General features: G+C 44.0%; 14 protein-coding genes. 6 read left to right on the top strand and 8 right to left on the bottom strand.

What is annotated here, in order from left to right:
• Positions 1 to 63 precede the first annotated feature (63 nt).
• A complete protein-coding gene (locus AB6C75_RS21445) occupies positions 64 to 1,449 on the top strand; it encodes a peptide MFS transporter (RefSeq protein ID WP_372109163.1) in 1,386 nt (461 codons plus the stop codon).
• A 106-nt stretch (positions 1,450 to 1,555) separates the two neighbouring features.
• On the opposite strand, the gene hemH is transcribed toward AB6C75_RS21445, so the two are convergent.
• The 3 genes from hemH to htpG form a co-directional block, all read right to left on the bottom strand.
• Positions 1,556 to 2,518, bottom strand: coding sequence for a ferrochelatase (gene hemH / locus AB6C75_RS21440; protein ID WP_372109162.1), 963 nt, complete (start codon positions 2,516 to 2,518; stop codon positions 1,556 to 1,558).
• Between the two features lie 277 nt (positions 2,519 to 2,795).
• Positions 2,796 to 3,440: an adenylate kinase gene (gene adk, locus AB6C75_RS21435; protein WP_004734238.1), complete on the bottom strand. Its 645-nt coding sequence runs from the start codon at positions 3,438 to 3,440 to the stop codon at positions 2,796 to 2,798.
• 387 nt (positions 3,441 to 3,827) lie between these two features.
• Positions 3,828 to 5,732, bottom strand: a complete 1,905-nt coding sequence (gene htpG / locus AB6C75_RS21430; RefSeq protein ID WP_012604546.1) for a molecular chaperone HtpG — start codon at positions 5,730 to 5,732, stop codon at positions 3,828 to 3,830.
• A gap of 270 nt (positions 5,733 to 6,002) precedes the next feature.
• On the opposite strand from htpG, the gene AB6C75_RS21425 reads away from it, so the two are divergent.
• The 3 genes from AB6C75_RS21425 (at position 6,003) to AB6C75_RS21415 (ending at position 7,877) form a co-directional block, all read left to right on the top strand.
• The gene (locus AB6C75_RS21425) at positions 6,003 to 6,914 is read left to right on the top strand and encodes a transcriptional regulator (protein ID WP_372109159.1); all 912 of its coding nucleotides are present in this window, start codon (positions 6,003 to 6,005) and stop codon (positions 6,912 to 6,914) included.
• Between the two features lies 1 nt (position 6,915).
• Positions 6,916 to 7,431, top strand: a complete 516-nt coding sequence (locus tag AB6C75_RS21420) for a regulatory protein ToxS (protein ID WP_009847344.1) — start codon at positions 6,916 to 6,918, stop codon at positions 7,429 to 7,431.
• A gap of 134 nt (positions 7,432 to 7,565) precedes the next feature.
• Complete coding sequence (locus AB6C75_RS21415) at positions 7,566 to 7,877, top strand: SelT/SelW/SelH family protein (RefSeq protein WP_017096855.1); 312 nt, start codon at positions 7,566 to 7,568, stop codon at positions 7,875 to 7,877.
• Between the two features lie 30 nt (positions 7,878 to 7,907).
• Here the strand turns inward: AB6C75_RS21415 and yfcE are convergent, their stop codons facing one another.
• The 5 genes from yfcE to AB6C75_RS21390 are packed head-to-tail and all read right to left on the bottom strand — an operon-like array spanning position 7,908 to position 10,770.
• Positions 7,908 to 8,453 (bottom strand): phosphodiesterase, encoded by a 546-nt coding sequence (yfcE, locus tag AB6C75_RS21410; RefSeq protein WP_017103243.1) that lies wholly within the window; start codon positions 8,451 to 8,453, stop codon positions 7,908 to 7,910.
• A 47-nt stretch (positions 8,454 to 8,500) separates the two neighbouring features.
• On the bottom strand, positions 8,501 to 8,908 hold the full coding sequence (locus AB6C75_RS21405; protein ID WP_009847347.1) for a CBS domain-containing protein: 408 nt from the start codon (positions 8,906 to 8,908) through the stop codon (positions 8,501 to 8,503).
• Positions 8,905 to 9,255: a P-II family nitrogen regulator gene (locus AB6C75_RS21400; protein WP_009847348.1), complete on the bottom strand. Its 351-nt coding sequence runs from the start codon at positions 9,253 to 9,255 to the stop codon at positions 8,905 to 8,907. Before AB6C75_RS21400 ends, AB6C75_RS21405 begins: the two co-directional genes overlap by 4 nt.
• Entirely contained in the window at positions 9,245 to 10,039 is a 795-nt protein-coding gene (locus AB6C75_RS21395) for a DUF1538 domain-containing protein (RefSeq protein ID WP_372109156.1), read from the bottom strand. Before AB6C75_RS21395 ends, AB6C75_RS21400 begins: the two co-directional genes overlap by 11 nt.
• Complete coding sequence (locus AB6C75_RS21390) at positions 10,036 to 10,770, bottom strand: DUF1538 domain-containing protein (RefSeq protein WP_009847350.1); 735 nt, start codon at positions 10,768 to 10,770, stop codon at positions 10,036 to 10,038. Before AB6C75_RS21390 ends, AB6C75_RS21395 begins: the two co-directional genes overlap by 4 nt.
• 300 nt (positions 10,771 to 11,070) lie before the next feature.
• Here AB6C75_RS21390 and AB6C75_RS21385 point away from each other — a divergent pair, with 300 nt between their 5' ends.
• Together AB6C75_RS21385 and AB6C75_RS21380 are read left to right on the top strand one after the other, a co-directional pair.
• Positions 11,071 to 11,985: a TIGR01777 family oxidoreductase gene (locus AB6C75_RS21385; RefSeq protein ID WP_372109154.1), complete on the top strand. Its 915-nt coding sequence runs from the start codon at positions 11,071 to 11,073 to the stop codon at positions 11,983 to 11,985.
• A 43-nt stretch (positions 11,986 to 12,028) separates the two neighbouring features.
• Positions 12,029 to 12,856: an SDR family oxidoreductase gene (locus AB6C75_RS21380; RefSeq protein ID WP_372109152.1), complete on the top strand. Its 828-nt coding sequence runs from the start codon at positions 12,029 to 12,031 to the stop codon at positions 12,854 to 12,856.
• Positions 12,857 to 12,911 lie beyond the last annotated feature (55 nt).

Here is a 12,911-nt window from a genome sequence, read left to right as displayed (position 1 = left end):
ATGTGTTACCGGTTTTATTGTTAATTTATAGACTCATCTAAGCGGAGAAGAGCCGTAAAACTTATGCCAAGCAATCACAACATCTTTGGCCACCCTAGAGGCCTATTTTTATTATTTAGCACAGAGCTATGGGAACGTTTCTCCTACTACGCGATGCGTGCCATCCTTGTTTTATTTTTGACTGACACGACCCTCAACGGTGGACTTGGTTGGTCAACGAAAGACGCACTTGATCTCTACGGTATTTACACTGGCTTAGTCTACATCACGCCATTGATCGGTGGCTGGATTGCCGATAACTACTTAGGACAACGTAAATCGATCCTAGTGGGTGGTGTATTAATGGCACTCGGCCAGTTTACACTCGCTCTTCCTAACGGCGCTATTGGCTTAGACCAAGTAAATGCTCTTTATCTAGGTTTAGCACTACTTATCAGTGGTAACGGTATGTTTAAGCCAAACATCTCGACCATGGTTGGCGACCTATACCAAGAAGGCGATAACCGCCGTGACGGTGCATTCACCATTTTCTACATGGGCATCAACTTAGGTGCATTATTAGGTGGCTTGATTTCAGGCGCTGCTGTCGACTCTTTCGGCTGGAAAGCAGGTTTCTTAGCCGCTGGTATTGGTATGGTTATTAGCTTAATCATGCAAATGACAATGGCTCAATCTTGGTTAGGTAACATTGGTTCAGTGCCCGCAGCTGCGCGAGCAAAAGCACTGAACAAATCAAAAGAAAAAACGCCACTAACCAAAGAAGAGTTCGATCGATTAAAAGTTATTCTGGTTATGGGTCTATTCGTCATAGTTTTCTGGGCGGGCTTTGAACAAGCTGGCGGTCTGATGAATATCTATACTCAACAATATACTGACCGCATGATTGGTGGCTTTGAAGTCCCAGCGGCGTGGTTCCAATCTCTGAACCCATTCTTCATCATTACACTTGCACCAATCATTGCTGCATTTTGGGTTAAGCTTGGTAAGCGTGAACCAAATTCTCCAGTGAAATTTGCAATGGCTTTGTTCTTCCTAGCTCTTGGTTTTGTGTGCATGATGGGCGCTGTAATGGAGCAAGGTGGCGACCTAACAGTGAAAACATCAATGCTGTGGCTAGTCGGTGCTTTCTTCTTCCATACCCTTGGCGAACTTTGTCTATCTCCTATTGGCCTGTCGTTGGTCACTAAGTTAGCTCCGCTTCGTCTCGCATCGCTAATGATGGGTGCATGGTTTGGCTTCAACGCTGTCGCAAACTACGTAGCTGGCCTTGTGGGTTCTCACGTTGGGGAGCTTGGCGCAATGTCTATCTTCGGTGGTATCGCAATTACAGCGACCATAAGTGGCGTCTTACTGCTTCTTTGTGCTGGCAAGCTTGTATCATGGATGCATGGCGTAGAAACCAACATGATGCTTGAAGCAGAGCCAAAAGCAGAGACTTCGGTTGCTTAATATCTAGACCTATTTCAAGACGGGACATCCAGATCAAAAAGGGCTGCTCAATGAGCAGCCCTTTTTTTATTTTTAGATATGCATGACAGTTTAGGCGAAATCGTATTTAACGATACAGCGCCACTAACTCCGCCATCATATCGATGTGCGAGTCTCTATCATTCAGACACGTAATGTAGCTAAAGTCTGAGCCACCAGCGTCAATGAAGGTCTCTTTACACTGATCCGAAATCTCTTCTAACGTTTCTAAACAATCCACAGAAAATGCAGGCGCCATAATATCGATTTTTTTGATGCCTTTGCTTGGCAATGATTCAAGTGTCTCGTCAGTGTATGGCTTCAACCACTCTTCTCGACCAAATCGAGATTGGTATGTCATGGTGATATCGTCCGCTGATAAGCCTAACTCAGCAGCAAGGAGCTTTGTTGTCGCTTCACAATGCTGTGGGTAGATGTCGCCTTCATCAGCCAATCGCTTCGGAATACCGTGGAAAGAACAAACTAAATGATCGGCTCTACCATTTTTATCCCAATGGCTACGCACGCTTTCAGCCAATGCTTTTGCGTAGCTTGGGTGCGCGTAGTAGTCGCGAATAAAGCGATAGCTCGGAATCACTGGCATCTGCTTAAAGGCCTTGGTTAAGCCATCAGATACGGCCGCTGTGGTTGTGCCTGAGTATTGAGGATATAAAGGCAATACGATGATGTCTTCAACGCCCAGCTCCATTAATTGCTCAACGCCCGTTTTAAGGCTTGGGTTACCATAGGTCATACCCAGCGCTACGGGTATCTGTAATTTTTTCTGGAGCTTTTCGGCTTGTCTTTGAGAATATACAAGCAGTGGTGAGCCTTCATCCATCCAAACAGACTGATACAGCTTAGCCACTTTCGGCGCTCTAACCGGTAAGATCACCCCATGTAAAATAGGACACCAAAGCCAACGCGTTAGATTTACGACTCGCTTATCGTGTAAGAATTCACTCAAAAATCGACGAACGCCAGCCGGGGTCGCCGAATCTGGTGTTCCTAAGTTCACCAGTAAAACGCCCTGCTTTTTATTATTTTCCATAGATACCTGAGACCAATGTGTGATTTTCTGGAACGTAATATACTAATCGGCATAAGTTTAAGATCATTGTTGCGCCACTAAATTTAAGAATAATCGTTCTTAACCTGGGTTATCACAACATCACCTTGAGCGTTAGCCTCGCGAATCTAAGCCGTACCGCGGAAACAGTGCACAATCGAGTTTATCTAGATTGGTATATTACTAAAAATTGAAACAAAAAAAGCGACCTTAACGGTCGCTTCCAATATATCAAATTCTAAAACTGGCTGTTAGCCAATTATGCTAGTGCTTTCTCAAGTTCTGCACTAACTTCAGCAACTTGCTTAGTACCATCAAATTTAAGGTACTTAGTGTTACCTGCTTCTGCTTCCTTACCGTAGTAAGAAATAAGCGGAGCCGTTTGATCGTGGTATACGCCTAGACGTGCACGAACTGTTTCTTCTTTGTCGTCATCACGTACAACAAGCTCTTCGCCAGTGATGTCATCTTTACCTTCTTCTTTAGGTGGGTTGTACACACTGTGGTATGTACGACCAGAAGGAAGGTGAGCACGACGACCAGCCATACGCTCAACAATCACATCGTCAGCTACGTCGAATTCAACAACGTAGTCTACTGCGATACCCATTTCTTTTAGGCCATCAGCTTGAGGGATTGTGCGTGGGAAACCGTCTAGTAGGAAACCTTTCTCACAGTCATCTTGAGCGATACGCTCTTTGATTAGACCAAGGATAATTTCATCAGAAACTAGCTGACCAGCGTCGATTACTGATTTTGCTTGCTTACCAAGCTCAGTACCCGCTTTGATAGCAGCACGTAGCATGTCACCAGTTGAAATTTGAGGGATACCAAATTTGTTCATGATGAAGTTAGCTTGAGTACCTTTACCCGCGCCAGGAGCACCTAGAAGAATGATGCGCATGTTTAATCCTCTTATAAAAATTATGATTTATACCGAAGCTCACTATCCCGCCTTTCTGGTTCAATTTAAGTCGAAAAAGAGAGGTTAGGTAACAACTGAGGCTAAGCACAACTGTAAACAGAAGCAAAACGGTAAGTTTCGGTATAACGTTTAAAAATCATACAACTGGAGATGATAGGTTCATAGTACCAGCTGATTAGGTCGAGCATTCTATCACATTAATATTCAATTTTGCTTAAATTAAGACTAAAGAATGTATCGACAGCGTTTGCGTTCGTCTTGTTAGCAACTTTAGCGACATTTCGATGAAGTTAAGCGACGTTCATAAAAAAGCCCGCATTAGCGAGCTTTTAATTATAATTATGAGCTTAGCCCAAAGTCGAAAGACTAACGTTTTGTCAGTAGTTCGTTGATTGCACCTAAGAATTGTGACGGATCTTCCATTGAGCCCTTTTCAGCCAGCATAGCTTGACCAAGTAGTAGCTCAACCCAACGACCAAACGCTTGTTCGTCCGCTTCATCAGCCATCTGTTTCACAAGTGCGTGCTCAGGGTTAATCTCAAAGATGTACTTAACTTCAGGTGCCGCTTGACCCGCAGCTTCAAGAAGCTTAGCCATTTGCGTGCCCATTTCGAAGTCATCAGTCACCACAACGGCAGGTGTTGTTGCGAGCTTGAAAGTAGTACGAACTTCTTTAACACGACCACCTAGGTAAGATTGAGTGCGCTCAACAACAGATTTGAACTCTTCTTCTGTCTCTTTTTGCTTCTCTTTCTCTTCTTCACCTTCAAACTTGCTTAGGTCTAAGCCTGCTTTAGTGATCGATTGGAACTGTTTACCGTCGAAGTCAGTCAGGTAATTCATTACGTACTCATCGATACGATCGTACATGAGAACCACTTCGATACCTTTTGCTTTGAACTGCTCTAAGTGTGGGCTGTTCTTAGCGGCAGCGTAACTATCTGCTGTTAGGTAATAGATCTTGTCTTGGCCTTCTTTCATGCGTTCAACGTAAGATGCTAGGCCGATAGTTTGTTCAGAAGAATCCACTTCTGTTGATGAGAAACGAAGTAGACCTGCGATTTTTTCTTTGTTCGCCATGTCTTCAGCAGGGCCTTCTTTCAGTACTAGGCCGAACTCTTTCCAAAATTCTAAGTACTTGTCGTTGTCATTCTTTGCCATGCGCTCAAGCATAGTCAGTACACGCTTAGTACATGCGCCACGAAGAGACTGAGTTACCTTATTATCTTGCAGGATTTCACGAGACACGTTCAGTGGTAAATCGTTTGAATCAATCAAGCCGCGAACGAAACGCATGTAAGATGGCATGAACTGCTCTGCATCATCCATGATGAATACGCGCTGTACATAAAGCTTAAGGCCGCTCTTATGGTCACGATTCATCATATCCCAAGGTGCTTTAGCTGGGATGTAAAGTAGGCTTGTGTAGTCGTTCTTACCTTCAACTTTGTTGTGGCTCCAGGTTAGTGGATCAGCAAAGTCGTGAGATACGTGCTTGTAAAACTCTTGGTACTCTTCTTTCTCGATATCAGACTTGTTACGAGTCCAAAGCGCTTGAGCCTTGTTAATTTGCTCCCAATGCTTCTCTTCGGTGTCTTTACCTTCGTCATCTTTCACCGCTGTGAAGATAGAGACAGGAATACCGATGTGATCAGAATACTTACCAATCACTTCACGTAGACGCCATTCATTTAAGAACTCTTTGCCGTCTTCACGCATATGAAGAATGATGTCTGTACCACGAGATTCTTTCGTGATGTCTTCAATGGTGTAATCACCTTCACCCGCAGAGTGCCATTGCACGGCTTGGTCATTAGCAAGTCCAGCAGCTCGAGTGCGAACAGTCACTGCGTCTGCAACGATAAATGCAGAATAGAAACCAACACCAAATTGGCCAATAAGCTGAGAGTCTTTGCTTTGGTCTTCAGACAGCTTTGAGAAAAAGTCAGCTGTGCCTGACTTAGCAATAGTACCTAAATGCTCAATAACGTTGTCGCGGCTCATACCTATGCCGTTATCAGAGATCGTTAAAGTATTTGCTTCAGCGTTGAACGAAAGTTTCACACCTAAATCAGCATCGCCTTGGTAAAGGTCGCCATTTGATAGCGCTTGAAAACGAAGCTTATCAGCCGCGTCAGATGCGTTAGAGATCAGCTCACGTAGGAAGATTTCTTTATTTGAATACAGTGAGTGAATCATTAGGTGAAGTAGTTGTTTTACTTCAGATTGAAAGCCACGAGTCTCTTTATTTTGCGTTGCCGTTTCGCTCATTTTTACTCCAAAACATCTATACTTTATGTTGAATAATCATAGGGGCGTTGCACATTATGCCTCTCTTATGTTCATTAACATGAGGATGACAAATGTAAATTCAAGGTCAAAAAGCATAAAAACACTGTTTTTTTGATCTGTTTTTATTATCCTTGAGTGTTATAAATATAAAAGAACATAAAAGAAGCCATGATTTGGTGAAGAATTAACAGAACTTCACCTGAGATTTGTCTATTTCGCACCCCAAATCATCCAAAATAGAAGAGTTCAATGAGCAATATCGGCACAAAGTTTATTCTCGCACAGCGGTTCGTATTTGACCCAAATAGCAACTCACTTGTTGATCAGATGAGCGACGGTGAAGTCGTACGTCTTGGCAGCAATGAAAGCCGCATTCTCCTGATGCTGTCAGAAAGACCCAATGAAGTTATCACTCGTAACGAATTACACGAATATGTTTGGCGAGACCAAGGCTTTGAGGTGGACGACTCCAGCTTAACGCAAGCGGTATCGACACTCAGAAAAATGCTAAAAGACTCAACCAAATCTCCAGCATTTGTAAAAACCGTTCCTAAACGTGGTTATCAATTTATCGCGACTGTTGAGCGCTCAGCACCACTGTCATCAAACGATCAGCCAACAACAGCTGAAATTGCAGAAAGTGACGTAGAGCCTATTTTAACATTTGCTAATACCACATTAGCTGATGAGGTCATCACTGAAACTATTGATCCAGAGCCAACTGAAAAGGCTCAAGAAAATCATGTCGAAGTCGAGCCAGTAACCAATCAGGTTAAACCTAAAGATGAAAGTTCGAATAAATGGTTAACGTTTGGAATGTTACTTGTCGCTTTCATTATGCCAATACTCGTTTTAACGTTAAAGAACCCAGCAGAGTCAGAGTTTCGAACATTAGCAGAGGTTAATGGTGTCAAAGTTCAAACCCCAATCAACCATCCAACTCTGACTAGTTGGCTGCCAGCGATAGAGAAATGTGTATTGCGTTACAACACCAGCCACACTGGCATGCTAAAGCCAACTGAGGTGATTGCAACAGGCGGACAAGGTAACAATCTAGCTCTAAACTATATTCACCCTCAAGATTACTCGAGCGAGAATGTAACTCTAAGAATTTACGCAAACCAGTCGGATGTACACGACATTTGTAACGGTGGTCAGTAACATGAAATTAAAATTATCCATTATTTTACTGGTTATCTCTGCTTTCTTGAGCGGCTGGTTATACTGGGGTAGCGATGCAAAGATAGAACGCTTGCTTACGCAACACGAATGGCAATCGAAAATGGTGACTCTGATTAGCGATATCAAGCAAGAGGATTCAATCGGGCCACTGCGTAAGGTTGAGCTATCATCGAATGCGAAGTATTTGCCAAACGGTACGTATCTGAGAATGGCTGTAGTTAAACTGTATGGCACTCAGACTGCACCCGCAAACGTCATCAATATCTCCGAAACAGGTCAGTGGGATATTAACGATAACTATTTACTGATTTCGCCAACGGAGTTTAAAGATGTGACTTCTGCTGAGCGCCAAGATTTTTCGGAAGAGCAACTCGAGCTGATCACTCAAGTGATTAAAATGGATGCAGAACAAAGCCGACGCATTGATATTATTAATCAGAAAGCACTGCTGCTCACTAGCCTAAATCATGGTTCTACGGTGTTATTCTCAAACTAAAATCAGATTAAGCTAAAACTCAACAGTGATTTACTGTATATCATTAAACGATATACCAATAGAAAGGGGCATGATGCCCCTTTTTTATTAACTGTTGACATCAAACTACTGTTTTAGGATTTTTAGGGGTATCTATGAATACAGAACCAAGCTCGGTAAGTGCATCAATCACCAAGGCAACCATCGCAATACACTATTGTCGTCAATGCAATTGGATGCTTCGTTCTAGTTGGTTATGCCAAGAGTTACTGCATACTTTCAGTGAAGAGATAGAGCAAGTGAGTTTACACCCTGATACCGGAGGTCGATTTGAGGTTTTTTGTAATGGAATACAGATTTGGGAAAGAAAAGCGGACGACGGTTTTCCTGAGGCTAAAGTTCTGAAGCAAAGAGTGCGAAACATCATTGCTCCAGACAGGGACCTCGGCCACGTAGACTCAAAGTAAGCCTTTTCTAACGCCGCCGATTGAGTTTATTTAAAGCTCGCCACTCACAATTACGTCACCCTCAAGGCTAATAACTTTGAACGTTTTATTTTCATATACACCGTAGCTAGCCGCGTGACCATCTCGTGGGAATGTCACCGAGCTAGGATTAAAGATAAAGATGTCATCTTGGTATTCAGCAACAGGAATATGAGTATGACCATGGGCAATAATATCGCCCGCCTTCAGCGCAGGGCGTTTATTGGTGTTGTACAAATGACCATGAGTTAGAAAAATACGTTGGCCTGATTCTAATAGTACCCACGAGTAATCCATCATCATTGGAAAAGACAACAACATCTGATCCACTTCGCTATCGCAGTTACCACGAACAGCAATGATCTCTTGAGAAAACGCATTCAACTTCTCTGCAACCGCCGGCGGATTGTATCCTTCAGGGATAGGGTTTCTTGGACCATGATTCAGAATGTCACCCAATAGCACTAAATATTGCGCACCAGACGCTTGGTAGAGTTCTAATACCTTTTCTGTTGCTGGCAGCGAACCGTGTAGGTCTGAAGCAAAAAATAATTTCACACGTACTTCTCCATAAAATTTATGAGCCTATTGTACGTATCTAACAGCTACACGTCATCTCTCGCCATACCGTTGATCACGATATTATTGTAACTAACCATACCGACTATTTTATGGTCACTGACCACAGGGGCACGACTAATACCAAAACGCTCAAACAAGCGTGCACAGTACTTCACATTCATATCGGCAGACACGCTTAGCGCTGGCTTGGTCATGATCTCATAAACATTGGTTCGCTTCGGAGAACGGTTCTTAGCCAGTACTTTCTTAGCAATATCATTCATCAATACGATGCCGTATTCGTCATCTTCGTGGCGCTTATCGACAATGATGGCTTTCACTTTATGCTTCTTAGCCATCTCTATCGCTTCCAACACAGTGGTTAGCCCATCGATAATCACATACGTATTAGCCATTACATCGCTTACTCGGATTTTTTCACTGCCACTCATAACTCGTCCTCCACAACCTTAGTTAATGTTTCAACTTGGTGCGCGACCCCGACTGCATCTTCGACATCGATCTGCACTGCTATCCCTTGCCCTGACTCTTGGTCAAACTCTCCGACTTCACCGATAGTTTCTAGAATATGCCTAGCTAGGTGCTCCTCGACGACAAACAGCAGCACATCTTTTTGCACCTCTAACGTTAACCCAAAGAAGGTACGCTTTTGGTTTAGCCCCTGCCCTCTGGCATTGTTAATCACGGTTGCCCCTGTTGCACCCGCATCACGCGCGGCGTCGAGCACGATATCGGTCTTGCTCTCTTCTACAAACGCTAAGATAAGTTTAAAGCGCATCTTTGCTCTCCTTAGAGGATTGTGATCGGTTTAGCCATTGCGTTATTTGTGCATACCCCATCACGGATATAATTGGAAATAAGCTCGCGAAAGCAATCAACCCAAAGCCATCAATTAGCGGATTTCTTCCTGGCACCGTTGACGCGAGTCCCAACCCAAGTGCCGTCACTAAAGGAACCGTCACCGTTGATGTCGTAACCCCACCAGAATCGTAAGCCAATGGAATAATCAATTTGGGAGCATAAAAGGTCTGAATCACCACAATGACATAACCAACAATGATGTAGTAATGGATAGGGTCGCCAGCCACGATGCGATAACTACCTAGCGATATGCCAATCGCTACGCCTAACGCCACGGAGATCCTCAGCCCGTTAACACTGATACTGCCACCGGAAACTTGGTTTGCCTTAATAGCAACGGCGATCAAAGAAGGCTCGGCTATCGTGGTACTGAAACCAATACAAAACGCGAAAAGGTAAACCCAGTAATAGTCAAACCAAACTAACGCAAGGCCTGAACTGACCTTGAACTCAGTCAAAAAACTTGGTTCGGTGAGTTGCATTGCCATCGTCTCCCCTAAAGGAAACAGCGCGAGCTCTAACCCCATCAAAAAGAGCGACAACCCAAGAATGACGTAAAAGAAACCTATCAGCACTTTGGCTAAGTTATTAACTGGCTTACGCAGCACCGCTAATTGGAAACCGAAGATGATCACCGCAATCGGAATCACATCCATGACAGTGCCAAGAAAGGTGTCGATAAATTGCTGAGCACTGATCATGTCACCACCATCCCGTAGACCATGACAAACATCATCGGCAGCAGTGAAGCAAAGGCGATCAATCCAAAGCCATCAATCATCGGATTTCGCCCTTTAATCGCAGAGGCTAAACCCACGCCCAATGCGGTCACTAACGGAACGGTAATGGTCGATGTAGTCACTCCGCCGGAGTCATACGCAATCCCAATGATATTTTCAGGGGCGAAAGCGGTGAGCACCACCACACCAATATAACCACCGATGATCATGTACTGGATTGGCCAACCTTTTAAGATCCGCAGCACACCAAGTAAAATTGCGATACCGACCGACAGTGCCACCGTGAAGCGCAAACCATCGGCGTACTGTTCCATTTCGTCTAGAGAGTTGGGAATAACACCACCTTCAGCGGCCACTTCTGCTGCTTCGGCGGCCACTGCGGTTAATGCGGGTTCAGCAATGGTGGTACCAAACCCTAAACAGAAAGCGAAGGTCAATAACCAAAACACGCTCCCCTTACGAGCAAAAGCTTGAGCCATCGACTCGCCGATTGGGAACAGACCCATTTCAAGGCCAAAGATAAAAAAAGTCAGTCCAAAAACCACCAGCACTAAGCCAGTTAAAATAGACAAAAGATGAGGGAGTGGCTCTTGTAAAACAGCAAGCTGGAAGAAAGCAATCACCGCCACGATCGGCAAGAGATCCCTTAGACTACCTAACATGGCTCGAAACAAAGCAAGCACTGCCGTCATCGCAACTCCTAGTCATTGAAATTGTGTCTGGTTATTAATTACTAATAATCATGGCAAATCCTTATCATTCCTTATGTGACAAATATTACGCAGTTGGTAACATATCGGAGTAAAGTGCATAAGTGTGATAGCGGTATACATCCTAACCTGATGAATTTAATTTCATTCTTTCGTAAATTGATACGGCGTAATTTGGGTATCACACAATTGAAACCAACTGATCGTTATAGTGATTTTTTCGTATTGATTGGCGTTCAAAAACAAGCCATGTCTATAATTATGTTTAATAGGGAGATTGGTATGAAGATATTGTTAACGGGTGGTACGGGATTTATTGGTTCTGAATTGGTCAAAAGTTGGAATACTGACGATGTGACATTGTTGACACGGAGCCCCGAAAAAGCGAAACAAAACCTAAATCACCTGAACCAGAATAACCTTCATTACATTCAATCTCTTGATGAACTCAGCGATCTCAATGACTTCGATGTCGTGGTCAATCTTGCTGGCGAACCGATCGCTGACAAGCGTTGGAGTACGGAGCAAAAAGAGAGGATCTGTAACAGTCGTTGGCACATTACTGAAAAACTGGTCGAGTTAATTCATGCCAGTAGCAACCCACCGAAGGCTTTCATTAGCGGCTCAGCCGTCGGTTACTATGGCGATCAACAGCAACACCCATTTGATGAATCACTACAAGTAGAAGACGAAAGTTTTCCTCACAAAGTCTGCGCCCACTGGGAAGATATAGCCAAGAGAGCCCAGTCCGATGAGACGCGTGTGATACTACTAAGAACGGGGATTGTGTTAGGTGAAAATGGCGGCGCGTTGAAGAAGATGCTAATGCCCTTCAAACTCGGAGTAGGCGGACCACTTGGTTCAGGCGAACAGTACATGCCTTGGATTCACATGCTTGATATGGTGAGAGCCATCAACCACTTATTGTCAATTCCTCACGCTCAAGGGGAATTTAATATGTGTGCCCCGCACCCTGTCACCAACAAACTGTTCAGCAGCACACTCGCCAAGCAACTACGCCGACCTCATTTCCTATTCACTCCGAAATGGGCAATGTCGCTTCTGATGGGTGAATCTTCTTGCCTGCTCTTTGACAGCATTCGTTCCAAACCAAAGAAACTCACTGAAATGGGATTTATCTTTAGTTACTCAAGAATAGAACCAGCCTTAAAAAACTTGTTACAACATCAAGACTAATTCTTTACCCTAGAGCGATAAAGACTCTAATGAAGGATTAAGCGTGAACAAGTCGATTCTGATCACCGGTTGCTCAACGGGTATTGGCTATACATGTGCGCATGCACTACAAAAGCGTGGTTTCCACGTCATTGCATCGTGTCGTCATCCGCAAGATGTACAGCGTCTGCAAGATGAGGGACTGACCTGTATACAGCTCGACCTTTCTAACCAAGAAAGCATTGAACAAGCTGCACAACTTGCTATTGAGCTAGCGCCTAACGGATTATATGGTTTATTCAATAACGGCGCTTATGGTCAAGCTGGCGCGCTAGAAGACTTACCAACCCAAGGTCTCAGAGAGCAATTCGAAACCAACTTCTTTGGCTGGCATCATCTTGTTTGTCAGATACTTCCGCACATGCGCGAACGCGGCGAAGGTCGAATCGTACAAAACAGTTCCGTATTAGGCTTTGCGGCCATGAAATATCGTGGCGCTTACAACGCTTCAAAGTTCGCTCTAGAAGGCTGGACAGATACGTTACGTTTAGAACTACATGGTAGTGGTATTCATATCTCGTTATTGCAGCCAGGTCCAATAGAAACCCAATTTAGAAATAATGCCCTGAAAGCTTTCAATAAATGGATCACCATTGCTGGCAGCGCTCATCAAGACGCTTATCAACAACAAAAAGACCGACTCGAAAAAGAGTCATCGAACAACGCTTTTGTTCTCCCGCCTGAAAGTTGTATTGAACCGGTTTATCACGCACTCACAGCCGATAAGCCCAAACTCAGATACCGAGTGACGACCCCAACTAAAGTGTTCGCGGTATTGAAAAGAATTCTACCGAGTCGCTTGCTAGACCCTATTTTGAGAAAAGCAGCATAAATTACTAGGGCGTGTTGATCTTTGCTGTACATTTCGCGTTCAACAATACATCGGT

It is taken from the genome of Vibrio sp. 10N.237.312.B06, assembly GCF_041464685.1.
In the GTDB taxonomy this organism is placed as follows: domain Bacteria; phylum Pseudomonadota; class Gammaproteobacteria; order Enterobacterales; family Vibrionaceae; genus Vibrio; species Vibrio tasmaniensis_A.
This window is presented reverse-complemented; position numbering and strand designations above follow the sequence as displayed.

Coding starts and splice junctions, on each gene's coding strand:
- AB6C75_RS21445 (WP_372109163.1), top strand. CDS start 64: ATGCCAAGCAATCACAACATCTTTGGCCACCCTAGAGGCCTATTTTTA.
- hemH (WP_372109162.1), bottom strand. CDS start 2,518: ATGGAAAATAATAAAAAGCAGGGCGTTTTACTGGTGAACTTAGGAACA.
- adk (WP_004734238.1), bottom strand. CDS start 3,440: ATGCGCATCATTCTTCTAGGTGCTCCTGGCGCGGGTAAAGGTACTCAA.
- htpG (WP_012604546.1), bottom strand. CDS start 5,732: ATGAGCGAAACGGCAACGCAAAATAAAGAGACTCGTGGCTTTCAATCT.
- AB6C75_RS21425 (WP_372109159.1), top strand. CDS start 6,003: ATGAGCAATATCGGCACAAAGTTTATTCTCGCACAGCGGTTCGTATTT.
- AB6C75_RS21420 (WP_009847344.1), top strand. CDS start 6,916: ATGAAATTAAAATTATCCATTATTTTACTGGTTATCTCTGCTTTCTTG.
- AB6C75_RS21415 (WP_017096855.1), top strand. CDS start 7,566: ATGAATACAGAACCAAGCTCGGTAAGTGCATCAATCACCAAGGCAACC.
- AB6C75_RS21405 (WP_009847347.1), bottom strand. CDS start 8,908: ATGAGTGGCAGTGAAAAAATCCGAGTAAGCGATGTAATGGCTAATACG.
- AB6C75_RS21400 (WP_009847348.1), bottom strand. CDS start 9,255: ATGCGCTTTAAACTTATCTTAGCGTTTGTAGAAGAGAGCAAGACCGAT.
- AB6C75_RS21395 (WP_372109156.1), bottom strand. CDS start 10,039: ATGATCAGTGCTCAGCAATTTATCGACACCTTTCTTGGCACTGTCATG.
- AB6C75_RS21390 (WP_009847350.1), bottom strand. CDS start 10,770: ATGACGGCAGTGCTTGCTTTGTTTCGAGCCATGTTAGGTAGTCTAAGG.
- AB6C75_RS21385 (WP_372109154.1), top strand. CDS start 11,071: ATGAAGATATTGTTAACGGGTGGTACGGGATTTATTGGTTCTGAATTG.